29 protein-coding genes (1 of these 29 cut by a window edge) are annotated in these 23736 nt (G+C 41.9%); 1 reads left to right on the top strand and 28 read right to left on the bottom strand.

Translation table 11 applies throughout. From position 1 onward, the window contains the following. Positions 1-57: 57 nt before the first annotated feature. From fin to metG, 17 genes are all read right to left on the bottom strand, one after another. Positions 58-288: an anti-sigma-F factor Fin gene (fin, locus tag CDO84_RS20605; RefSeq protein WP_003243417.1), complete on the bottom strand. Its 231-nt coding sequence runs from the start codon at positions 286-288 to the stop codon at positions 58-60. A gap of 59 nt (positions 289-347) precedes the next feature. Next, positions 348-914, bottom strand: coding sequence for an aminoacyl-tRNA hydrolase (gene pth, locus CDO84_RS20600; RefSeq protein ID WP_040081067.1), 567 nt, complete (start codon positions 912-914; stop codon positions 348-350). Between the two features lie 106 nt (positions 915-1020). After that, the gene (locus CDO84_RS20595; RefSeq protein WP_040081068.1) at positions 1021-1638 is read right to left on the bottom strand and encodes a 50S ribosomal protein L25/general stress protein Ctc; all 618 of its coding nucleotides are present in this window, start codon (positions 1636-1638) and stop codon (positions 1021-1023) included. An 84-nt stretch (positions 1639-1722) separates the two neighbouring features. After that, the gene (locus CDO84_RS20590; RefSeq protein ID WP_003218353.1) at positions 1723-2676 is read right to left on the bottom strand and encodes a ribose-phosphate diphosphokinase; all 954 of its coding nucleotides are present in this window, start codon (positions 2674-2676) and stop codon (positions 1723-1725) included. 22 nt (positions 2677-2698) lie between these two features. Continuing rightward, on the bottom strand, positions 2699-4069 hold the full coding sequence (glmU, locus tag CDO84_RS20585; RefSeq protein ID WP_040081070.1) for a bifunctional UDP-N-acetylglucosamine diphosphorylase/glucosamine-1-phosphate N-acetyltransferase GlmU: 1371 nt from the start codon (positions 4067-4069) through the stop codon (positions 2699-2701). Positions 4070-4261: 192 nt separating this feature from the next. Then, positions 4262-4555, bottom strand: a complete 294-nt coding sequence (spoVG, locus tag CDO84_RS20580; RefSeq protein ID WP_003218346.1) for a septation regulator SpoVG — start codon at positions 4553-4555, stop codon at positions 4262-4264. 194 nt (positions 4556-4749) lie between these two features. Further along, positions 4750-5127, bottom strand: a complete 378-nt coding sequence (gene ridA, locus CDO84_RS20575) for a 2-iminobutanoate/2-iminopropanoate deaminase (protein ID WP_003226738.1) — start codon at positions 5125-5127, stop codon at positions 4750-4752. Further along, positions 5124-5981, bottom strand: coding sequence for a pur operon repressor (gene purR, locus CDO84_RS20570; protein ID WP_014662485.1), 858 nt, complete (start codon positions 5979-5981; stop codon positions 5124-5126). Before purR ends, ridA begins: the two co-directional genes overlap by 4 nt. Positions 5982-6036: 55 nt before the next feature. Further along, the gene (gene ispE / locus CDO84_RS20565; RefSeq protein ID WP_040081072.1) at positions 6037-6906 is read right to left on the bottom strand and encodes a 4-(cytidine 5'-diphospho)-2-C-methyl-D-erythritol kinase; all 870 of its coding nucleotides are present in this window, start codon (positions 6904-6906) and stop codon (positions 6037-6039) included. 146 nt (positions 6907-7052) lie between these two features. Beyond that, on the bottom strand, positions 7053-7238 hold the full coding sequence (locus tag CDO84_RS20560; protein WP_040081073.1) for a small, acid-soluble spore protein, alpha/beta type: 186 nt from the start codon (positions 7236-7238) through the stop codon (positions 7053-7055). A gap of 159 nt (positions 7239-7397) precedes the next feature. Next, entirely contained in the window at positions 7398-7658 is a 261-nt protein-coding gene (gene veg, locus CDO84_RS20555; protein WP_003218330.1) for a biofilm formation stimulator Veg, read from the bottom strand. Positions 7659-7867: 209 nt separating this feature from the next. After that, on the bottom strand, positions 7868-8740 hold the full coding sequence (gene prtG / locus CDO84_RS20550; protein WP_040081075.1) for a sporulation-specific protease PrtG: 873 nt from the start codon (positions 8738-8740) through the stop codon (positions 7868-7870). A gap of 360 nt (positions 8741-9100) precedes the next feature. Next, entirely contained in the window at positions 9101-9979 is an 879-nt protein-coding gene (rsmA, locus tag CDO84_RS20540; protein ID WP_040081077.1) for a 16S rRNA (adenine(1518)-N(6)/adenine(1519)-N(6))-dimethyltransferase RsmA, read from the bottom strand. Beyond that, positions 9972-10532, bottom strand: a complete 561-nt coding sequence (gene rnmV, locus CDO84_RS20535; protein ID WP_014662481.1) for a ribonuclease M5 — start codon at positions 10530-10532, stop codon at positions 9972-9974. The genes rsmA and rnmV overlap by 8 nt, the downstream gene beginning before the upstream one ends. Before the next feature lie 143 nt (positions 10533-10675). After that, positions 10676-11989 carry a ubiquitin-like domain-containing protein gene (locus tag CDO84_RS20530; protein WP_040081079.1) on the bottom strand — a complete coding sequence of 438 codons (1314 nt, stop codon included), beginning with the start codon at positions 11987-11989 and terminating at the stop codon, positions 10676-10678. Positions 11990-12144: 155 nt separating this feature from the next. Next, positions 12145-12912: a TatD family hydrolase gene (locus CDO84_RS20525; RefSeq protein ID WP_014475570.1), complete on the bottom strand. Its 768-nt coding sequence runs from the start codon at positions 12910-12912 to the stop codon at positions 12145-12147. A 78-nt stretch (positions 12913-12990) separates the two neighbouring features. Further along, entirely contained in the window at positions 12991-14985 is a 1995-nt protein-coding gene (gene metG / locus CDO84_RS20520; RefSeq protein ID WP_040081081.1) for a methionine--tRNA ligase, read from the bottom strand. 494 nt (positions 14986-15479) lie between these two features. On the opposite strand from metG, the gene abrB reads away from it, so the two are divergent. Continuing rightward, complete coding sequence (gene abrB / locus CDO84_RS20515) at positions 15480-15770, top strand: transition state genes transcriptional regulator AbrB (RefSeq protein WP_003226760.1); 291 nt, start codon at positions 15480-15482, stop codon at positions 15768-15770. 48 nt (positions 15771-15818) lie between these two features. Here abrB and rsmI read toward each other — a convergent pair whose 3' ends face one another. The 11 genes from rsmI to CDO84_RS20460 form a co-directional block, all read right to left on the bottom strand. After that, complete coding sequence (rsmI, locus tag CDO84_RS20510; RefSeq protein ID WP_040081083.1) at positions 15819-16697, bottom strand: 16S rRNA (cytidine(1402)-2'-O)-methyltransferase; 879 nt, start codon at positions 16695-16697, stop codon at positions 15819-15821. After that, a complete protein-coding gene (locus tag CDO84_RS20505; protein ID WP_014662477.1) occupies positions 16672-16971 on the bottom strand; it encodes a GIY-YIG nuclease family protein in 300 nt (99 codons plus the stop codon). Before CDO84_RS20505 ends, rsmI begins: the two co-directional genes overlap by 26 nt. Next, positions 16958-17701 carry a tRNA1(Val) (adenine(37)-N6)-methyltransferase gene (locus CDO84_RS20500; protein ID WP_040081085.1) on the bottom strand — a complete coding sequence of 248 codons (744 nt, stop codon included), beginning with the start codon at positions 17699-17701 and terminating at the stop codon, positions 16958-16960. The genes CDO84_RS20505 and CDO84_RS20500 overlap by 14 nt, the downstream gene beginning before the upstream one ends. Before the next feature lie 58 nt (positions 17702-17759). Continuing rightward, positions 17760-18119, bottom strand: a complete 360-nt coding sequence (gene yabA, locus CDO84_RS20495) for a replication initiation-control protein YabA (protein ID WP_003218308.1) — start codon at positions 18117-18119, stop codon at positions 17760-17762. 14 nt (positions 18120-18133) lie between these two features. Next, complete coding sequence (ricT, locus tag CDO84_RS20490; RefSeq protein WP_003226767.1) at positions 18134-18961, bottom strand: competence/sporulation regulator complex protein RicT; 828 nt, start codon at positions 18959-18961, stop codon at positions 18134-18136. Between the two features lie 2 nt (positions 18962-18963). Beyond that, positions 18964-19953, bottom strand: coding sequence for a DNA polymerase III subunit delta' (gene holB / locus CDO84_RS20485; protein WP_014662475.1), 990 nt, complete (start codon positions 19951-19953; stop codon positions 18964-18966). An 11-nt stretch (positions 19954-19964) separates the two neighbouring features. After that, positions 19965-20405, bottom strand: coding sequence for a YaaR family protein (locus CDO84_RS20480; RefSeq protein ID WP_040081086.1), 441 nt, complete (start codon positions 20403-20405; stop codon positions 19965-19967). Positions 20406-20417: 12 nt separating this feature from the next. Beyond that, the gene (gene darA / locus CDO84_RS20475; protein ID WP_003242755.1) at positions 20418-20747 is read right to left on the bottom strand and encodes a cyclic di-AMP receptor DarA; all 330 of its coding nucleotides are present in this window, start codon (positions 20745-20747) and stop codon (positions 20418-20420) included. A gap of 73 nt (positions 20748-20820) precedes the next feature. After that, complete coding sequence (gene tmk / locus CDO84_RS20470) at positions 20821-21459, bottom strand: dTMP kinase (protein WP_040081088.1); 639 nt, start codon at positions 21457-21459, stop codon at positions 20821-20823. Then, positions 21456-22898 (bottom strand): aminotransferase class I/II-fold pyridoxal phosphate-dependent enzyme, encoded by a 1443-nt coding sequence (locus CDO84_RS20465; protein WP_040081089.1) that lies wholly within the window; start codon positions 22896-22898, stop codon positions 21456-21458. The genes tmk and CDO84_RS20465 overlap by 4 nt, the downstream gene beginning before the upstream one ends. A gap of 81 nt (positions 22899-22979) precedes the next feature. Further along, a protein-coding gene (locus tag CDO84_RS20460) for a toxic anion resistance protein (RefSeq protein WP_040081091.1) crosses the window boundary here: on the bottom strand, positions 22980-23736 show its 3' portion. Its footprint extends 404 nt past the window's final position; the window shows 757 of its 1161 coding nt (coding positions 405-1161); its start codon lies off the right edge, out of view; its stop codon occupies positions 22980-22982.

Raw genomic sequence — 23736 nt, 5'->3', positions numbered from 1 at the left:
CTCTGTTTCCTGTGAGAACAGAAAAACGCTTTGGTCTAGTGTCTACACCAAAGCTTTTTATTGAATAAATGTGTGATATTCGTGGTAATGCGGATTTCGGTCAAGCGCCTCTTGGCAGTCTTCACATATCGTCAAAACATGGACATCTCCATTTTCTTTATAAGAAATCATATCGTTTCTTTCCTCATTTGTTAAGTGCTGAAATCCAAGTGAGTCTGTCGATACCATTGAAGATTCGAGACTGCCTACTTTCACTCCGCAATGACGACAATAATAATGCAAAGCCATACAAGGGACCTCCTGATGAAAAAGTCATTTTGGTGTAGTATGGACTTTGTTGTTTCATTTTATACCTTTGCGTTAAATTCGTTCATGACTTCTAAAAACGGTTTACTCAGAGAAGCCTCACAAGCCTTCACAGATTTATCAACCGCTTCCCCGATCTCAGGTGCCTCCTCCTTTGTAAAGGAGCCTAACACATAATCAACGACCTTCATGCCGTTTACAGGCCGGCCGATTCCGATGCGGATCCGGTCAAACTCGGATGTTCCAAGATGCTGGATCAGTGATTTGATGCCGTTGTGCCCTCCGGCGCTTCCTTTCGTTCTTAACCGAATCTTGCCAGTCGGAAGGTCGAGATCGTCGTAAATGACTGTCAAATCTTCGTTATCGACATCATAGTAATCCATTAAAGGCCGCAAACATTCTCCTGATAAATTCATATATGTAAGCGGTTTAACAAGTAGAACCTTTTTGCCGGAAACAAATCCGGTTCCGTATAATCCGTTAAATTTATTTTGATTCAGCTCTATATTCCATTCCTTTGCAAGCTGATCTATCACCATAAATCCGACATTATGCCGTGTATTTTCATAGTTCTTTCCCGGGTTTCCGAGACCGGCAATCACTAGCATGGCGAATCCTCCCTTAGTCACATAACTCCCGTCTTCATAAACGGGCTATAATTCTTCTCATTCTAGCACAAAAGACGTAACCGCGGGAGGGTTACGCCTTAAGCTATTATTGTTCTTTGTTTTCACCTTCAGGCTGAGCATCAGCAGATTCCTCTTCATCGATCTCAGCTGTTTCCTGCTGCTGCGGAGGAAGGATAGAAGCCACGACCTCACCTGAATCATGATGAAAGGAGTAGTCACCGCCAGCAGGCAAATCCGCGATCGTCAGTACTTCATTTACATCGAGATTAGAAATATCAGCCTCAATCGTTTGCGGAATGGCTTTTGGCTTAGCCTTTACAGTAAGTGCATATAGCGGCTGCTGCAATACGCCTCCGTTTTTCACACCAATGGCTTCTCCGGTCAGATGAATCGGAACTTCCACTTCAATGTCCTCACTCATATTGACTACTTGAAAATCAGCATGAGTGATTTCATTTTTCAGCGGGTCCGTTTGCAGGTCTGTCACCATGACAGAGTGTTTTTCTCCGCTGACCTCAAGCGTAATGACTGCATTTTTGCCTTCGTCCCTCAGCGTTTTGATCAGCTCCACACTGTCTAATGACACTGGTTTGTTGCCAGTATCCTTCCCATATATGATACCTGGAACATGTCCTGAAGTACGGATATTCCGAAGAGATGAACGAGTAAAGTCCGTTCTTTCTTTTGCCGTTAAAGTTGCCATATTCAGCACCATCCTATTATCGTTTTAATTGTCCTATTACAAACAATACCCATAACGATTAGGATTTAAACCTCAAAAAACGGTTTAGCTGAACAGATAGCTGACTGATTGCTGCTCATGAACGCGAATAATCGCTTCAGCCAGAAGCGGCCCGACTGAAAGCTGCTTAAAGCGTTCAATTTTCTTTTCTTCAGGAAGCTTGATGCTGTTTGTCACAACGAGCTCTTTAATTGTTGAATTATTAATTCGTTCAACCGCAGGGCCTGATAGTACAGGGTGTGTACAGCATGCATATACTTCTTTCGCTCCGTTTTCTACGAGCGCATTAGCAGCAAGTGTAATCGTACCTGCAGTATCAATAATGTCATCGATGAGGATAGCAGTCTTCCCTTCGATATTACCTACAATATTCATAACTTCCGCCACGTTTGGACGCGGACGGCGTTTATCGATAATCGCAATCGGCGCTTTTAGTCGGTCAGCCAGTTTGCGGGCACGTGTCACACCGCCGTGGTCTGGTGAAACAATGACGATATCTTCAAGGTTTTTGCCTTCAAAATATTCTCCTAAAATCGGAACACCCATTAAGTGGTCAATCGGTATATCAAAGAATCCTTGAATTTGCGGCGCATGCAGGTCGAGTGCAATCACACGAGTCGCACCAGCTGTTTCAAGCAGGTTAGCGAAAAGTTTAGCTGTGATTGGCTCACGGGATCTTGCTTTTCTGTCTTGACGCGCATAACCGTAATAAGGAATAACAATGTTAATCGTTTTTGCAGAAGCGCGTTTTAACGCATCTACCATAATCAGCAGTTCCATAATATGCTCGTTAACGGGGTCACTTGTAGACTGGATGATGTAACAATCACATCCGCGAATACTTTCTTCGATATTAATTTGGACTTCCCCGTCACTAAATCTTGTGACAGAACATTTCCCTAATTGAACTCCAACTATATCTGCGATTTCTTTTGCAAGCTCTGGATTCGAATTCAAAGAAAAAATCTTTAAATTCTTATCTCCGTATTGATTAGACATGGATAAACCTCCGAATTTAGGATTATTTTTTATGAATATTTTTCACATAATCGTCTTTATTAACTTGTCTCGCTCTGGCAATAGCAAGCGCTTTTCCAGGTACATCTTCCGTAACAGTTGAACCTGCCGCCACATAAGCGCCTTCTCCGACTGTGACAGGGGCAACCAAGTTGGAGTTGCAGCCGATAAACGCGCCATCTTCAATTTTTGTCAAATACTTATTCTTCCCATCATAATTGACAGTAATTGAACCGCAGCCCAGGTTTACATCAGTGCCTACCTCAGCATCACCGACATAGCTTAGATGAGATGCCTTGCTTCGGTCTCCGAATTGAGTCTTTTTTATTTCAACAAAGTTTCCGATCTTCACTTCATTCCCGATGACAGAATCAGGTCTGATGTGAGCAAAAGGTCCTATGTTTACATCATTCCCCACTTTACTGTGATTGACTACCGATTGTTTAATAACCGTACGGCTGCCGATGGAACTATTCATAATCTCCGTATGAGGGCCAATTATCGTATCTTCTCCGATTTGCACCTCACCTTTAATTACAGTTCCAGGATAAATCACAGTATCGCTTCCGATAACAGCGTCAGGAGAAATATACGTATTCATCGGGTCAATCAACGTCACGCCATTTTGCATATGCCGTTTATTAATACGCTCTTTCATAAATTGTTCTGCTTGAGAAAGAGCAACTCTATCATTAACTCCGAGCGTTTCTTGGAAATTACCAGTCTGGTAAGCGGCAACAGTTTCGCCTTCATTTTTAAGAATCTCTATGACATCCGGCAAATAATACTCGCCTTGGGCATTATCATTAGACACCTGATCAATAGCCCGGAATAGCGCTTCATTGTCAAAACAATACGTACCGGTATTGATCTCAGTTACAAGACGTTCTTCTTCAGAGGCGTCCTTATGCTCAACGATTTTTTGAACCGCTCCGTTTTGGCTGCGAATAATGCGGCCATATCCGGTTGGATCTTCTGCAACCGCAGTTAAAATCGTAGCTTTCGCTTCTCTTTGTGTATGTTCTTTCAGCATCTCTTCCATCGTCTCTGCTGTTAAAAGCGGCGTATCTCCGCAAATGACAATCGTGACGCCTTTTTCGTCAGCAAGAAATGGCTGTGCCTGTTTTACAGCATGAGCAGTGCCAAGCTGTTCTGCTTGAAGCGCGTACTCGCTTTTATCACCAAGCTGCTTTTTCACTTCTTCCGCACCATGTCCGACAATCGTGACAAGCTTTGATAAAGATAATTTTAAGGCTTCGTCCACGACGTGCTCTACCATAGGCTTACCGCAAACTGGATGAAGGACTTTATAAAGCTTCGATTTCATTCTCGTTCCTTGTCCAGCCGCTAAAACAACTGCAAACCGCTTATCCATTTATTGGCCTCCAATATCCCTTTTATCCATAGAAAAATATATCCTAAATATCTTCTGATTTCAAGGAGACTTCATGAAGTGCAAGAATTTTCTATTGAGTGCAAATACGTTTGAAAAATCAGAATTAAAAAAGGACCGCCGGCAAAAGGCTTATGTCAGCCCTTTCAGCAGTCCTTGCTTTTTGGTTATTTTTTAAGAAGCTCCAGCTTCTTCGAATTCTAATGCTTCAGTGTCACCCAGACGATGATACTCATTTAACACGGCATCTTGAATCTTTCCTCGCGTGCTTGAATTAATAGGATGAGCAATATCGCGGAACTCTCCATCAGGGGTGCGTTTACTCGGCATCGCAACGAAAAGACCATTGTTTCCATCAATCACACGAATATCATGTACAACAAATTCGTGATCCAGCGTGATGGATGCAATCGCTCTCATGCGACCATCGGTATTCACGCGGCGTAATCTTACGTCAGTAACTTCCACAGTAGTTCACCACCTTTTCCCTATATAAAAGCATTAGTGTATCAATTCCACGATTTTCTCTGAAATCCTGCTCGTTTTTAAAATATTTTTTGAAAAAATAGGATATAGTTACACAATTAGGTCATATCGCTTTTATTTCGGGCATAAGGTAAATAAAAAAGTGATCCCGGGCACTCCCAGAATCACTTTTCTTATTATTTTACCAATGCAATAACTTCAATTTCGACTAGCGCATCCTTCGGGAGTCTTGCGACTTCCACACAAGATCTCGCCGGTTTGTGAGTGTCAAAATATTGTCCGTACACTTCGTTTACTTCCGCAAACTGTTCCATATCCGCGATAAACACAGTTGCTTTTACAACTGTTTCAAAAGAAGCACCCGCTTCTTCCAGAACCGCTTTTAAGTTGCTGAATACTTGATGTGTCTGCTCCTTAATATCTCCGTTCACCATTTCGCCTGAAGGAGTCAAAGGGATTTGACCTGAGCTGTAAAACATATTGTTGACGATAATCCCTTGTGAATAAGGCCCAATTGCCGCTGGGGCATGTTTTGTGTGGACTGCTTTTGTCATGATTCTGTCTCTCCATTCTTTAAAAGATTGTCTTTAAAAAAACGCAGAAAATTGCCATTCTGAATTTCAATGGACTTCTCTTTCATGTTGATGGTTGAAAGAGTAAGAAGTGACATATATTCATCAACAAGACGTTCATCTACTCCTTCGGCCTCTACTAAGACGCCGATTCCCGCCACATTTGCGTTAAACTCATCCAACAGGTTAATCATACCATTTATTGTGCCGCCTGCTTTCATAAAGTCATCAATAATGAGTACGTTTGAACCCGTTTTCATGCTTCTTTTCGCAAGTGACATTGTTTGAATGCGGTTTGAGGAGCCTGAAACGTAATTAATGCTGACTGTGGAGCCTTCTGTTACCTTATTGTCTTTACGAACGATCACAACAGGCACATTCAAATAGCTCGCAGCTGCGTACGCAAGAGGGATGCCTTTCGTGGCAACGGTCATGACAACATCAATATCGCGCTCTGCAAACACGGAAGCAAACAGCTTCCCTACCTTGGAGAGTACAGATGGCTTTCCTAAGATATCCGTTAAATATACATAACCGCCCGGAAGGATACGTTCAGGATTTGCCAGCGACTGTCCAAGAGTCTGCACAAACTCTTCAGCTTCAGCCTGCTTCATTTTCGGAATATATTTAACGCCTCCGGCAGCACCGGGAACAGTAAGCAAAGTACCGATCCCCTGCTGTTCAAAGGTTTGTTTAATAATTGTTAAATCTTCACTGATCGATGATTTTGCAGATTCATACCGCTCAGAGAAAAAGGTTAGCGGTATTAACTCGTGCGGATGGGTTAACAAGTAATTTGTTAAGTCCACCAATCTGCCGCTGCGACGAAACTTCATGAACTTACCCCCAAAATCCGAATATTTTAAGATCAATATAACTTAACATACGGATTTAATCAAGAGCGTTCTGTTCGCCGATCATTCTCACCGCATAAACTTGATCGCAGAAGCCTCTTAACCCGTTATAAATTCTCTGCACCTTCGACTCATACTGAACCAGTCCAAACACTGTCGGACCGCTCCCGCTCATTAACACGGCATCTGCACCAAAGCGTTTCATCTGGTTTTTGATCATCGCGACTTCAGGATGCAGATCAAGCGTAACAGATTCGAGCACATTGCCTAAACGGCTGCACATCTTCTGAAAACTCTTTTCCTCTATCGCCTCGATCATGCCTTGTACATCAGGATGTTCTATGTCATCCAGTTTCAGCGCTCTGTACACTTCAGCAGTTGAAACACCGATTGTCGGCTTCGCTAAAATGACCCAGCAGTGCGGAGGCGTGCTGATATGTTTAATTTTCTCGCCGCGCCCTGTTGCAAGTGCAGTTCCTCCATAGACACAAAATGAAACGTCGGAGCCAATTTCCGCTCCAAGCTCAGCAAGCGTTTCCGCAGAAAGATTTAAATTCCACAGTCTGTTCAGCCCTCTGAGCGTCGCCGCCGCATCACTGCTTCCGCCGGCAAGACCGGCAGCCACCGGAATTACCTTCGTAATCATGATGGAAACTCCCTTTTTCACGTTGTATCTGTCCTTGATCAGCTTGGCGGCCTGATAAGCTAAGTTTCTTTGGTCATCAGGCACAAAACGGTTGTGGGAGGAAACCCTCACTTCATCCTCTGCCAGCTCCGTCAATTCAATTCGATCAGCTAAATCAATTGTCGTCATGATCATTTCGACTTCATGATAACCATCCGGGCGTTTTCGGGTGACGTCAAGTGACAGATTGATCTTGGCTGGCGCTTTTTCTAAAATACGCATAGCTTTCACCTACTTCTCCATCTAAACATAAGTATGAACATTGTATCACATTTGAAGTACAGGATGAACATATCCATATTCAGCCCATTATGTATTTATATCCAATATAAAAAACCGGGGAACGGCACGTCCCCCGGGTCACATCCTTATCGGTTATTATGATTCTGAGCCATTTGCTGTTCAGCGATTTCAATGGCGCGCTTTACCATATTACCAGCATCGCGGGCCCGAATTTCGCCCCAACCGCCATTTTTTACTGTGTCATAAAAACCAAGGTCCTTAGCCAGCTCATATTTAAACTCATCTGACATAACTCCACGACGTCTGCCCAAACGAAACAACCCCTTTTTTAGAAGTGATAGCCATTCGTGCACGTCACGATAATATGTGACTGTTTTATCTTTTGTTAAATCAAATGGAACTTTCGTTAAAATTACTGGAAACCAAAAAAGGGCAAAACAAAAAGCAGTAAACAAAAGGTTCACTGCCCGTTAAAATGCCACTGAGCTTGCTGCGTCATCATTAAATGTCAGCTCAACAGTCTCAGTCAAAATATCAGCATAACTGTATGAAACTCTTTCAAACGAGTTCTCGTCTTGATCTAGTTGTATCACAAAAACAGAAGGGTACGTCTCAGCTAAAATGCCCGAACGCTCAATCGTTTTTCGGCGGCCACCGTTTGCTTTTAACGTCAGCCTTTTACCTAAATTCCCATCAAGCGATCTTTTAATATCGGACAACGTCTTCGCCATTGCATCCACCTCACTACATTTATTGTACAACACGAGCCCATTTTTGTCAAATAAAATTTAAATTATATCAACGTTGATAAGACGTTGTCAATAAAATTATTTTGACAAAATTCTATGATTCCTCAATTATGTTCCGCAAGTTTCGGTAAATTATGTATCATTATGCAAAATAAAAAACCCGCATAGATCTACTATGCAGGTTTTAACTGTTAATTGGACTTATAAGGCATGCCAATTCTCAGTACTCCTCTTGTTTCAATACCTCCAAGCCCTTTCTCTCTTGTCAGCGTATTACGAAGCACTTCCCATACATTGATCCGTTCCATAAATGGCGTAAAGCTGATCTTCGCGACGATATATACCGGATCAAGCGCGTGAATATTTACTCTTGATGGCGAACTCGCAAAATTTGCACCCGCTCTGATGAGTGATTCAAAATGGGATTGGCAGGCCCCCGCAAAAATAACAAGCTGATCTAAGTGAGGGATCTTTTTTCGGGCTTTATGAACGGTTTCAACAAAGTGCTTAGAATGTCTGTACGCGTTCAAATCATCAATACCGCCCTTTTGCTTCGAATACGCATCATGCCCTGTGATCACCAGGATATCTGGTCGATATTTGTCGAGCAATTCTTCAATAGAAGCAGACATTTTCTTTTCGTGGCAATGGATGCCATAGACCGGCACTCCAATTTTTTTATAGACATTCAGGCATTTTTTCAGATATGCTTCGTCACCATCCAGATGGAGCACTTTGCCAGGCATATGGAAATAATGCTCCTGATGCTGATATTGGCTTGTCGCAAAGTACTCCTGCTTTTCTCTGAGCAGCTTATAATCCTGGCGGAGCAATTCGAGCGACTCATTCATCCTGCTCTCATCTTTCTTTTTCCGCATCATCTGCTCATCCTTTTTCACTGCCACCAGATCAGAAAAATCCGAATCAGCAATCAGCCTGACTTCATCTCCATGCAAAATGGCAATTGAATTTCCTTTGCTTGTTTGCTCTATTCCTATAATTCGAAACAAAACATCCATCTGATAGGATTTTCTGGCTACCATATCCCCTATTTGAAATTGCACGTTCCTCACTCCACACATAGACTAAGCCTCATCATGAAAGAAAGAGCCTTGAGAATGCGCCTTTTTTCGCTGAGTCCAAGTTTTTTCTTATCATTGAATGAAAGGTCCTTCTCTAGCCTATGTAGCGGCAGTCCATGTGGTGCGCAAAACAAAAAGCCCTTTTAGAAAAGGGCTTTCCTATTGGTGAAAAAACGCTAAAACGGTTTCTCTTTAGCGTTTTTTTCTCCTTTCAGCGTGATTGAAAACCCTTGAAGTCTAGGAAAGGCGAGCATCGGAGCGCAGCGAATGTTATAATTCGTGAGCATTGAAGCGCAGCCTTGACAACGAATGCGAGGGTTTGTCGATACGCTGAAAGCCCTTTTAGAAAAGGGCTTTATACAATCCGTTAGACAGCGCTGCGAACTCCTCGATAGACAGGGATTCACCTCGGCGTTTGCCGTCAATATTTGTTTCTTTAAGCACTTGCTCAATCGTTGATTTTTGTGCTTTTCCTTCAGGCAGATTGTTAACTAAGTTATTGAGCAGCGTTTTACGGCGCTGTGCAAAGCTTGCCTTGATGAGCTGAAAGAAAAAGGATTCGTTTTCTACGTCCACTGCCGGGCCGTCTCGGAGAATCAGACGGATGACTGCGGAATCGACATTAGGCTGAGGGACAAATACGGTTTTCGGAACGATCATCACCGTTTTGGCTTCTGTATAAAACTGCACCGCGATTGAAAGCGAGCCGTATTCCTTAGATGAAGGATCAGCCGCCATGCGCTCAGCCACTTCTTTTTGCAGCATGACCACAATCCCTTTCAGCGGAAGATGCTCTTCAAGCAGTTTCATGATAATCGGTGTTGTTACGTAATAAGGAAGGTTGGCTACTACCATGATCTCATCGCAGTCTTGAAATTGTTCTTCAATGACCGATTTGACATCAGCCTTTAACACGTCCTGATGAATGACAGTGACATTGTCGTAAGGTGACAGCGTGTCCTTCAGAATCGGCAGTAAACGCTGGTCAATCTCAAATGCCACGACTTTTTTCGCCCGCTTGGCAAGCTGTTCGGTTAAAGCACCGATTCCTGGGCCGATTTCAATGACACCTGTTTTCTCCGTCACTTCTGCGTGATCGACAATTCGGTTTAAAATGTTCGTATCAATTAAGAAATTCTGTCCTAAGCTCTTTTTAAAAGAAAAACCGTATTTCTTCAATATCTCTTTCGTTCTAATCGGTGTCGCAATATCTTTATTCATTCTGTTCCTCCCGCATAACGGTATCGAGCGCACTCATAAAATCACTTTTTTTAATTTGAAACATTTGCAGCCGTTTTTGAAGTTGTTTGCCATTTGTATAGCCGATTTTCAACAGATCACCCAGTCGTTCGCGGCGGCGTTTGGCCGCAGATCCGCCTATTAGTCCGGCATGAATCAAATCCTCAGCCGAAATCTCACTCGGCTGCGCTTCCATCTCTTCATGGACATTTTCTAAACATGCCCTAATGCTTTCAACCGATGCATGCTCCACACCAATTCCCCGCTTGTTTTTAGGTTTGGCAAGGTGCTTTGGCAAAAATGCATGCTTACAGCCGGGTACAGCCTCTGAAATGGTTTTGCGGATCTTCTCTCCCGGAAAGTCCGGATCCGTTAAAATAATCACGCCTCTGGTCTTCTGAGCCAAACGGATTTGGTCAATCACATGATCGTCGATAGCTGAACCATTTGTTTCAATTGTGTCTGCATCAACAGCCAATTTGATGCGGGCCGTATCGTCACGCCCCTCGACCACAATGATCTCTTTTATTTTCATTATTTCCTCCAAGACAAAATAAAAACTTTTGTATATTTATGAAACTTTTTCTTATGTCGAGCGTCTAATAAGCATAAAATACACTTTGTCTATTATAACGAAAAAAACAGAGGGCGCAAAACCCTCTGAATCATAAGTATATATTAATTTAAGACTTTAATTTTGACTGTTTTATTTCCCCATCGGTACGCCGATGATTTCTCTGGGAAAAAGACGTCTATTTTGTTCCCTTTAATCGCTGAACCAGTATCTGCAGCAATGGCATATCCATAGCCTTCCACGTGGACTTTGGAGCCTAGCGGAATGACATTGGGATCCACAGCGATGACTTTGGCATTCGGATTATTTTTTAAATTGACGCCTGTCGCTGTATGTCCTGAACAGCCGCTGCAACTTGCCGTATAAGCCGTAGAAGATACAGTCATGACTTTTCCTGATGATTCATTGCTGCGGGACACAACTGTTTTTGAATCACCTGAAGCGCTGACCTTTTCAACTTTTGGACTGCTCTGCTTTGTGCCGACAGCAATGACTTTATCTTTGCTTTGTTCAGCTGTTTCTTCTTTTACAAGCTCTCTGGACACTTCTTTGCCGTTTTCTTTAACGACCTCGAAATGTTTCTTAAGCTTGCCTTCTTTTCCTTTTTGGACGACCTTTTCTTCCCCTTTTTCAAGAGAAGCGTCTTCTTGCTTTTTCACATCGAACGCAATCTTCTCTTCAACTACATCGGTGACCTTTTCGATACGAGTAATTGTAATATCAGCCTTTCCTTTCGTCAGCTTTGCATCTAACGCAGGCTTGATTTTATCTTCGTCTTTTATGTTCATCTTTTGCTGTTTTAAAAAGTCAGCGACCGTAGTCGAAGTCGTCCAGATCTTCTTTTGTTTTCCTGCATCATTCACAGTAACCTGAAATGCGGGCTCTATGTTAATCTTCATGTCTTTCGAAATATCTGTATCTATTGCGGGATCAACTTGATCTTGTTCTTTCACATCAACATCTTGTTCGTCCAGTAATGCACCGACCGTTTTTGCTGTTGACCATAATGTCTTTTCTTCCCCGTTTATTGTAAGCTTCACAGGTTTTGCAGCCTCATACACAACGTCCATATCTGCTGTTATCTTTGTCTGTTTAGCAGGTGTGATCTTGTCTTCGTCTCTTGTCTTGATATCAAGCGTCTCCAAAAGATCACCGACTGTACTTGCATGTGTGCGTATATGTTTCTTTTTGCCATTGATAGAAACTGAGACTGATTGTTTCGTCAGCTCATGAGCCGCGTACGCAGTCCCGCTTCCTGCCAAAAGCAAACAAGCAGCAACCAGAATGACTTTGCTTTTGCTAAGCTTTACGGAAAACAGCTTTTTCATTTTTTGTGTGATGAAAAACGCCTCCTTCTCCTCGGAGAGATTATATAGAGTATCTAAAAGGCTGTCAACCCTCCCTTCTCTTTCTCCCAAAAGCTCAGTGTCTTCTTCATTATCCTGAAATACACTGAGAAACGGAAGAAAGACTTGTCGACAAACCTATCCTATGAGGAGAAGAAAGCATGTAGAACTTTTATAGAAAAACGCTGTAAGGGACAAGCTCTTACAAAACCCGCTAGCGTTTTTTGTCAGTTTATACGGAAAAGTCTTTTCGCATTTTCAGTAGTGATTGAGGCAATCTCCTCAAATGTCATTTCTTTTAATTCTGCGATTTGTTCTGCCACATATTTCACATAGCTCGGTTCATTTCTTTTCCCGCGGAAAGGGTGAGGCGTGAGAAACGGGCAGTCCGTTTCAATCAGCAACCGGTCATTCGGAATTTCCTTCACTACTTCCTTCGGTTTCTTCGCGTTTTTGAATGTCACCGGCCCTCCAAATGATAAATAAAAATTCATTTTCATGCATTCTCTTGCCACTTCCGCACTTCCTGTAAAGCAGTGCATGATTCCGCCCACAGCTTCTGCGCCTTCCTCTTTCAGAATAGTCACGACATCCTCCGTTGCATCACGGTTATGAATGATAATAGGCAGATTGACCTCTTTCGCTAATGCAATTTGTTTTCTAAACACCTCTTTTTGAATGTCTTTAGGTGATTTATCCCAGTGATAATCAAGTCCCATTTCACCTATCGCTACCACTTTCTCATGAGCAGAAAGCTCTTTAATCCATGCTAAATCTTCCTCTGTCATGTCAATCGCGTCAACAGGGTGCCAGCCGATGGCTGCATAAATAAAATCATATTCCTCAATCATTTCCATCGCACGGGTAATCGTTGGCCGGTCAAAACCAACTACGACAATTCGTTCAACTTTTTCAGCTTTTGCCCGTTCAATAACCTCTTCCAGATCAGTATCATATTGTTCCGCATTTAAATGCGCGTGTGTGTCAAACAACATAAGTGAAAAACTCCTTTCTTGTCGAAACACAAAAGGTGTTCGACGAATTGTTACACGTGAAACACCTTTTGTTTATCATTATTTAATTCTTGTGCCTTTTGGTAATGACTGATCGATAGATACGACTTTTAAAACGCCGTCTGCCTCCCCTGCAAGGATCATACCTTGAGAAAGCTCGCCTCTCAGTTTAACCGGTTTTAGATTTGTTACACAAACGAGTTTCTTTCCAACAAGCTCTTCAGGCGTATAATGCTTCGCTATGCCAGATACCACTTGGCGCTTTTCAAAACCAAGATCCAGCTGCAGCTTCAATAACCGGTCTGCTTTTTTCACTGGCTCTGCCTCAATGACCTCAGCTACGCGAAGCTCTACATCCATGAATTGATCAATCGTAATTTCAGGTAAACGATCGACCTCTTGCGGCTCTTCTTCTTTTGTTTCTTCTTTCGCTGGTGCCGAACCTTGCATTTTCCCTTTGATATAAGCAATTTCTTCCTCTGCCTCTAAACGTGGGAACAACGGCTCGCCTTTTTGTACTTTTGTATCTTTCAGCTGGCCGAAAGCTGTAATGCTGTCCCAAGCTTTTAAAGATTCATCAGTAATGCCCAACTGCTCGAACATTTTTTCCGGTGTTTTTGTTAAGAATGGCTGAAGCAGTACCGCTGAAATACGCAATGATTCAGCGAGATGATACATAACGGATCGCAATTCTTCTTCTTTTGCCGGATCTTTCGCAAGCACCCATGGAGCTGTCTCATCAATGTATTTGTTGGTGCGGCTGATGAGCTGCCATAAAGTCGAAAGTGCTACCGAGAATTCCATGTTTTCCATTGCTTTCTCATAAGCTTTCACTGTTTCTTCAGCAACCGAAGTGAGCGTTTGGTCAAATTCCGTAACAGCACCTTTGTAAGAACCGATCTGTCCGTCAAAATACTTATTGATCATCGCAATAGTACGATTCAATAGGTTTCCTAAATCATTCGCTAGATCATAGTTGATCCGCTCAACAAATCCTTCCGGCGTGAATACACCGTCAGATCCGAACGGCACTTCGCGAAGCAGGTAATAGCGAAGCTCGTCTAACCCATAGCGTTCAATTAATGTAACCGGATCTACAACGTTTCCTTTTGATTTCGACATTTTTCCGTCTTTCATCAAAAGCCAGCCATGAGCGAATACTTGCTTTGGCAGAGGCAGATCCAGAGCCATCAGCATAATTGGCCAGTAAATCGTATGGAATCGTACAATCTCCTTACCGACTAAATGAACATCGGCAGGCCAATATTTTTGATACAGCTCATCATTTTCTGTATCATAACCTAGTGCTGTTAAATAGTTAAATAGTGCGTCAATCCAAACATATACAACGTGCTTTGGATTTTCCGGCACCTTTACGCCCCAATCAAAAGTGGTACGTGATACTGCCAAATCCTCGAGTCCAGGCTTGATAAAGTTATTAATCATTTCATTTTTGCGTGATTCCGGCTGGATGAAGGTCGGATTTTCTTCATAGTATTTCAAAAGACGATCCGCGTATTTGCCCATACGGAAGAAATAAGACTCCTCTTTGATCAATTCAACTGGGTGACCGCTGTCAGGGCTTTTTCCGCCGATGACCTCTCCCTTTTCATTCCGCTCGATATCAACAAGCTGCGTTTCCGTGTAGAACGTTTCATCAGGGATGCTGTACCAGCCTTCATACTCATCAAGATAGATGTCCCCATTATCTAGAAGCCTTTGAAACACCTTTTCAATGACAACTTTATGCCGTTTTTCTGTCGTACGGATAAAGTCGTCGTTTGAGATTTCAAGCTGCTTCCACAGTTTTTGAATATCTGCCGCTGCGCGATCCACATACTCCTGAGGTGTAATGTTTTCCTGTTCAGCTTTTTGCTGAATCTTTTGTCCATGCTCGTCCGTTCCCGTTAAATAGCGAACATCGAACCCTTTTAATCTTTTGTAGCGTGCCATTGCATCTCCCGCGACTGTCGTATATGCATGGCCGATATGTAATTTTCCGCTCGGATAATAAATCGGTGTTGTAATATAAAATGTATTGTTTTCTTGCGGCATCTTGAAACCTCCTAATCAGAATGTCAAAAAGCTCCCGCCCAAAGGACGAGAGCGGCGATAAGTGCAAATCATATATGCATATTTTTTATATTTATCCTTTATCTATGATACCATCTTAGCCTTTAAGATCAAGAATATATACATATGCCCTGAAAAAGAATAATTAAAATTAAAAATCTTTAATGAAAATAAAAAAAGTCTGTTCGTGTCGAATTTTGTCGTATATAATCAAATGAAATAAAAAACTTTGGTTCGAAAGTCTTGATTTAAAAGGATTTTTAGTAGGATAATAGCTTTATTAAATATTTATAAAATGCTGTTATTTCGGTAGTTTCCAAGACATTACTGACTATAAGAACTAATTCTTACAATCAATAGTAAACAAAATGATTGACGATTATTGGAAACCTTGTTATGCTATGAAGGTAAGGATTTTGTCGAATAATGACGAAGAAAAATATAATTTAAACAAATAAGTATCTCTTGGGAGGAGAATGTTTATGAAATCTACTGGTATTGTACGTAAAGTTGATGAATTAGGACGTGTAGTTATTCCTATCGAATTGCGTCGTACTCTCGGAATCGCAGAAAAAGATGCTCTTGAAATTTATGTTGATGATGAAAAAATCATCCTTAAAAAATATAAACCAAACATGACTTGCCAAGTAACTGGTGAAGTTTCTGATGATAACCTTAAACTTGCAGGCGGTAAATTGGTTCTTAGTAAAGAAGGCGCTGAGCAAATCATCAGCGAAATCCAAAACCAGCTTCAAAACCTTAAATAATCATTTCTTGTACAAAAAACGTTCTTGTTATGACACAAGAACGTTTTTTTATTGCTTAATATGGTAAGCATCGTACATTTCACGCTTTGGTACATTGCGATCGACTGCTGCTTTTTTAATGGCTTCTTTAGAAGTAGCGCCTTTCGAGATGTAATGCTCGACATGTTCTTTCGCAGTGAGGGTTTCCCACCATTGTTCTTCCTCATCTGCTTCTTCATTATTACTTCCTTCTACGACAAGACAAAACTCGCCGCGTATCTGATCCTCGTTTGCCCATTCGATGACCTCGGATATCGTTCCTCGGATAAACTCTTCATATTTTTTAGTGAGTTCACGCGTTACGGCAATTTCTCGATCCCCTAATATCTCTGCCATCGCTGACAAGGTTTCCTTCAATCTGTGAGGCGCTTCATAAAAAATGATCGTTTCCCGCCGTTTTTTAAGGGCTTCCAGCTCCTTCTTCTTTTCTTTTTTCTGTCTGTTAAGAAAACCGTAAAAGAAAAAAGGCTGCGGTACAATACCTGAAGCAATAAGAGCTGTTAATGCAGCATTGGCTCCCGGCAACGGAACAACATAACCGCCTATATCCGTAAAATCTTTCACGATTTCAGCTCCAGGATCAGAAATTGTCGGCAGACCGGCATCACTGACAAGAGCAATGTTTTTTCCCGATTTCAGCCATTCAATAATTTTGTGCCCGCTGCTTTCTTTATTGTGTTCATGATAGCTGACCAGCGGTGTTTCAATTTCATATACATGACAAAGCTTTTTCGTTTGCCTCGTATCTTCCGCAGCAATCGCATCCACTGATTTCAGCGTATCGATCGCCCGGAATGTCATATCCTCTAAATTTCCAATTGGGGTTGGGACCAAGTAAAGAATTCCCATGTCCGACTTTTTATTAAAGCTCATTTGGCGCCTTAACATATACAGCCTCCTTGCTGTTCCGCTTTTCTTCTATATAAAGCTCTTTTTTCTTTCGAGTTAGTTTTTTGAAATAATATTCAGCCTGCATAGCTTCTCGTTTGGTATCGAAAGCTTCAGCAAAAATCAATTCAACCGGACGTCTTACTTTTGTATACTTTGCGCCCTTTCCGTCATTGTGTGTTTTCACCCGTTTATGCAGATCGTTGGTATACCCGGCATACCAGCTATTGTCCCTACATTTCACGACGTAGAAGAAATGATTATTTGTCTCCATATAAAATGGTCCTGATCTCTTTTGTATATTCATTTTGTTCATCATAAACGAACAAAGGAGGAAGAATTTTCAAATCTGGACGCCCGCCTTTGATCCCTTCAACCAAAATGGTATTGGCTTCTTTCCCTTGCTTCGGATAGACAAATTGCACACGCTTTGGCTCGATTTGATAAGCCTTCATCAGTTCAAAAATCTCGAGAAGCCGTCCCGGCCGGTGAACAAGCGCTGCTTTTCCTCCTTGTTTGAGCAGCTTGCTGCTGACTGAAATGACATCCTCCAGTGTGCAGTGGATTTCATGTCTTGCGATTCGGAGATGCTCGTTCATGTTTTGTTCAGTTTGTTTCGGCGTTTTAAAATACGGCGGGTTGCAGGTGACAACATCATATCGATTATGTCCAAGTTTCTCCGGCATGTTTTTCAGATCATCATGTATGATCTGAATCTGACCCTGCAGCTTATTGTACTCCACACTGCGAATAGCCATATCATGCAGCCTTTCTTGAATTTCGACTCCAAGAATGTCTGCTTTTGATCTTGTACTGAGCAGCAGCGGCACAATGCCATTGCCGGTGCACAAATCAACAATTTTTCCTTTTTGTATCGGAACGTACGCAAATTTGGACAGAAGCACAGCGTCCAATGAAAAAGCAAACACCGTTGGACTTTGTATGATTTTCATGTCCTCTGCCAGCAAATAATCTAATCTTTCATCATCACGTAATGAAACCATCTTCTTATCCTTTCAGTACCTTTGAAAAAGGCTTCCGTCTTATGCGGAAGCCTTTTCCCTATTTTTTATTTAAGAATGACAGACAGAAAAGACAATCTTCTTTTCGAACACTTCCATAGTGGACATTGCAGATATGAAATCCTTCTTGATACAGTCGTGCCAGATTATCATATCCTTCCCCTATATCAGTTTGCTCTGTCTTCTGTGTTTTTGATTCTTTTTTATCAGCTTTGAACTTTTCAATCTGCTGCGTCGTATCGTCCAGCCGTTTGCGCAAATGCTTGTTTTCAAGCTGTAAATGATGATTTTCCTCAATCATCTCACCGATATGCTGCTTCAAATCCCCCAGCTGCCGGTACAGTGAACCAATTTGTTCTTCTAAGTTAATGACTGTATCAAATAACTCTTTTTTATCCAAGGTTCCACACCTCGTTAATCTGTGGTTTGTGCGGATACGACGCCCTCTTCCAAGAGCTCTTCCCAAGTATATTCTATCACTTTTTCACGGTTTATCAGTTCCACCTGAAGCACCCGTTCCAGAATATTTAGTCCGACGACCTTCGCGGGGCCGTTTGCTGTCGTAATCATTTCTCCAATATCCGGAAGCTGTTCTTTTGCGGTCTCATACTCATCGTTCTCATATTTTAAACAGCACATCAAACGTCCGCAAAGACCTGAAATCTTCGTAGGATTTAAAGACAAGTTCTGATCCTTGGCCATTTTAATGGAAACGGGTTCAAAATCTCCAAGAAAAGTTGAACAGCAAAGCATTCTTCCGCAAGGACCGATTCCTCCGAGCATTTTCGCCTCATCCCTCACTCCGATTTGGCGCAGCTCAATTCTTGTCTTAAAGATAGAAGCCAAATCCTTTACAAGCTCTCTAAAATCCACTCGGCCATCAGCAGTGAAGTAAAAAATGACTTTATTGCGATCAAACGTGAATTCAACATCGACCAGCTTCATATCCAAGCCGTGTTCAATCACTTTCTTTTGACAGATATCAAATGCTGATAGTGCTTCTTGTTTATTCTCTTCTACAATGAGAAGATCGCGCTCGTCAGCCACACGTATCACTTTTCGAAGGGGAAGCACCACATCATGCTCATCCACCTGTTTATTTGCAATCACGACCTGGCCGTACTCAACGCCTCTGACAGTTTCTACAATTACGCAGCTGTCATGTTCTATATGAAATCCATTCGGATCAAAATAATATATTTTACCCGCTTTCTTAAAGCGGACACCAATTACATTGTACAAGCTTATCCCTCCTGCAACATTAACACCAAGTGCTCCATTAATCCTTGTACATTCACATTGGAATGAAGCCGTTTCTTTGCTTCTAAAACAGCAAGTATCTGATTCGTAACGCTTTGTTGTGTTGATTGTAGCGCATGCTGTTTTATTGATTGGAATAAGTCTTGATAAATCAATTTATCTTCATTTCCTATTTGGATGGACAACACATCACGATATATCAATAAGAGCATATCAAGACCCATTTCTTGATGGGTTTTTTCTTTGAAAAAGGGCATCCATTGATCTTGAATAAAGAAAAAAGCATGTCCTTTCCGCTGGTGTAGGACTTCATACAATTTTATCACTTTCGCTCTAGACTCTGCAAACTCATCATTTCGACTTAATTCGACTGCTTCTGCCACATTATTGGTCATGTTGGCCAGAAGCCTTGCCATATGAGGCGAGACGTCCTGTTCGATCAGTCTGTCTTCAATTGCTTTTGGCTGCAAAGGCTGAAAGGGAAGGGTTTGGCATCTTGAAATGATGGTATCCAATAACCTTTGGGGCTGCTCAGTGATGAGGATGGCCATTGTGTCTTTATTCGGTTCTTCTAAAAATTTCAGCAGGCTGTTCGCCGCATTTGCTGTCATTTGATCTGCGTGCGAAATAATATACAGCTTTTTATGCGATTCAAGCCCAGTCTTAGAAAACTCTTCTTGCAACGCTTGAATTTGCGCCTTTTTGATTGATAAGCCATCAGGCTGAACAAGATGGAGATCGGGATGGTTCCCTGACTCTATCCGTTTACAGTTTCGGCAGCTCTCACAAGGCTCCGCGCCATCCTCCAAACAAAAGAAGCTTTTTGCAAGAAGCAGCGCGGCATCAAGCTTGCCTGTTCCTTTTTTTCCCTCAAACAAATAAGCGTGTGATAATCTGTCCTTCTCAATACTATTATATAAAAGCTTCATCACTCTGGGCTGAAGCTCGTTCATTTCCTTCCAGGATATTGCCATTGTATCACTCTCTATGTGTAAAGGTTAATCAATAAACCTTTTATTTCGCCAATACGCTCCAGCAAATCAATTGCCGGTTTTTCCTGATCCATCATCTCTTCTGTAAGCTGTATCAATTTTTCATCTATTTCTTTCACAAGTCCCAGCGTTCTGCTGTTCCCGTAAAGATCAAAGCTTTTCGACGTTTCATGTGAAAGGCCGCTGTCCACAGCTTCTTTGACAAAACGTTTCACAAGTCCTTTAAATCTCGCTAAGTCTTTAAAATTCCGCGATTTCGTTAGCCTTTTTCCAAATGCCTCTATATCGGATAACAGCCTGGTAAGCTGATCAAGCTTCAATTTGCCGCTTTGGTTTTCCATTGATGTTTTAAATGATGCTGTGATCTCAGATGTTTTCACAGAGGGAAGCTGCTTATTATCTATAAATGTACGTATATCTTTATTAATTTTCACAGTTTCAAATCCTTAAAATTGATGAAATTCATCGACTGGAAGGACAAATACTGTCGCTCCGCCAACTTCAACTTCGACTGGATAAGGGACATAAGAATCAGCATTTCCGCCCATTGGAGATACAGGGGCAATCATTTGGTCACGTTTCTGTCCGTTTTCTTTAATAAGACTCAACGCTTTATTGACGCGTATATCCTCAACACCAATCATAAACGTTGTATTGCCTGATTTAAGAAATCCTCCCGTCGTCGCAAGCTTTGTGACCCTGAAGTTGTGATCCGTTAAGGTTTTCAAAAGTCTGTTGCTGTCCTGATCTTGTACAACTGCCACTATCAATTTCATCTGTGAAGGCCTCCTTTAGATTGGAAACAACATGATCTCGTTTACATTATTATATCAACTATTGGGAAACAGGTCACAATTGAATTTTTTTCAATGCTTCATTGATCACCTTTAGAACATCCTGAACGACAAGGTCTTTAGATTGCCCGGCATCAACTGAATGGAATCTTTCCGGAAATCGTTTCATCAGCTCTTGATAACCTTCCTGTACCTTTGTATGAAAGTCCAGTTTTTCTAAATCGAGCCTATTTTTCTCCCGTGAGCCGTTTGCATAAATACGCTTCAGTCCTTCTTCCGGATCAATTGAAAAATAAACCGTTACATGGGGCATCATATCTCCAATGGCAAATTCATTAATGGACAGAACCTCATCAATTCCAAGTCCTCTTGCATATCCTTGATACGCAAGCGAACTGTCTATGAATCTGTCGCAAAGAACGACATGCCCCTGATCTAAAGCAGGTTTTACTTTTTCAACTAAATGCTGGCGTCTCGCAGCCGCATATAAGAGAGCTTCTGTTTTTGGGTCCATTAATGTGTTGTGCTCATTCAGAATAACCTCTCGAATTTGTTCTGCAATATCTATTCCGCCCGGCTCTCGAGTTGCCATAACCTGAAGGCCTTCAGCTGACAGTATGTTTTTGATTTCCTGGAGAACAGTTGTTTTCCCCGCCCCTTCAGGACCTTCGAATGTAATAAATAAACCGCTCATGATTTCTCCTCTTCTATATAAACAAGTAGTTGTTTCTCTTTGATTTTCATATTCCCTTGAACATGCGTTTTCATGCTGATCAAGCGGCTGAGCTTTTGCACACTTTCTTTTGTTATTCTTTCTCCCGCCATAATCATCGGGATACCCGGAGGATAAGGGATGATATCCTCTGCATTCAGCCGACCTGCCGCTTCCCCAAAGTCCACATATTCTTTCTTAAACGAATATAAAACCTTTTTTTGATAAGGCAAGACAGTAACAGGCTGCGCTCCCCATTCTGCAGGCACAAAAGGCTGATCCGGAGGCGTTTTCTCAATCTCCTCATCAATGCTTCTAATGGTTTCAGCGTTTATTCTCCGTTTTCCTCCCAGTGGGAGAACGAGCAGTACTTGATTTTCGTCAGCAAGCTCAGTGAATATGTTAGCACGCTCTAATATGCTTTGCAGTGTATAGCCAGAATGCCCGCGTTTTGAACGAATGGTAAGCTTCAGCGGGTCCGCTATAACCTGTGTATTAGCAGGGTTAACAGCTTCTGCATTTGTAAGTGAATCAAACGTTTGTTTAAGTGTTTGTATTCGCTGCAAAATGTCAGGAAGCTTTTGTTCTTCTATAATATGCTGTACATAAGCACGGGCAATGTCTAACGAAGCCATAATCGGATAAGACGGGCTGCTGCTTTGTAATCGGTTTAAATACTCTGCCACCCGATCCCTGTCAACTCTGCAGCTGCTGTTGAGGTGCAAATAAGAGCCCATCGTCATGGCAGGCAATGTTTTGTGGGCCGACTGAACAACAATATCTGCCCCCATTTTTAAAGCTGAGACTGGAAAAGGCTCTCCTAAAATAAAATGTGCGCCATGTGCTTCGTCCACCAAAACAGGAATCCCGTAATGATGGGCCTCCGTAATGATCTCGGTCAAATCAGCACTATGCCCATAATATGTGGGATTGGTCAGTACCAAGCCTTTCGCATCAGGATATGCTGCCAAGGCTTCTTTAATTGTACCAAGCGGAACATGCATAGGCACATGCATCGCTGGATCAACGTCAGGTGCGAGATAAACCGGCTCTGCACCAGCCAAATCAACAGCATGAAATACAGACTTATGACAGTTTCTTTGAACCAAAATTGTATCACCAGGTTCACAAACAGATAAAATCATCGCTAAGTTTCCGACAGTCGTACCGTTCACCAGAAAAAAACTTTCGGCCGAACCATATAATTGACTGACAAGCTCCTGAGCTTCCTTAATTACCCCGGAAGGATGATGGAGATCATCCAGCCCTGCCAGTTCAGTTACATCAATGGTGAGAAGAGGATCGAATATTGACTTGGTGTCATCAAAAAAGACATCTCCATTGTGATGTCCCGGAACATGAAATGAATGAGAATTTCTTCTCGCATGTTGAATTAATGCTTTATATAAAGGTGTGTTCATGAAAACAATCCTTTGAATGTGTCTTCTTACACTTTATTATATCGTGCCTCTGACAGAACTTAAAGCCAGACTTACTGGTAACTATCTTTCCTTTATTGTAAGCAGCTTTTGCTTTAGGTCGCCTTCCATCATCATGAGCTCTTCTTCTGCCTGACGGCGTTTGATCCGTCCTTCTTCTTGTATAGTCAATGTTTCTTCAAGCGTGCTTATTAAGCTTTCCTGCACCTTTTTTAAGGTATCTATATCAACTAGGCCTCGTTCATTTGCCCGTACGGTTTCAATTGTATTGGTTTTTAAAAGCTCCGCATTTTTCAGCAAAAGCTCATTGGTTGTATCCGATACTTTCTGCTGTGCATCCACTGCATTCCGCTGCCTTAAAAGTGTCAGTGCGATCGCAACTTGATTTTTCCAAAGCGGAATCGCTGTCACAATGGATGACTGGATCTTTTCAGCTAACGCTTGGTTTGTATTTTGAATCAGTCTGATTTGCGGAGCACTTTGGATTGTAATTTGCCTGCTAAGCAGCAAATCGTGCACTCTTTTATCTAATCGGTCAGCAAATTGCATCAAATCATTTACTTCTTGAACGGCCATTTGGTTATGATCACTCGATTCAGCCTGTTGCTTCAGTTCAGGAATTGTTTTTGTTTTTAATTCCTCCAGCTTCAGTTCTCCTGCAGCAATATAAACATTCAGCGCTGCGAAATACTCTTTATTTTTTTCATATAACTGCTCTAATAGCTTATTGTCACTGATTAAAGCATTTTTAGAGTGCTCCAGCTTCAAGCTGATTCTGTCTATCTGCACGCTGGTCTTTTGATATTTAGACAGCACCTCT

Origin of the sequence: Bacillus sp. MD-5, from assembly GCF_002201875.1 — a bacterium.
Classification (GTDB): Bacteria; Bacillota; Bacilli; order Bacillales; family Bacillaceae; genus Bacillus; species Bacillus stercoris.
The sequence above is the reverse complement of the archived record's forward strand: the minus strand, read 5'-3'. Positions and strand labels throughout refer to the sequence as shown.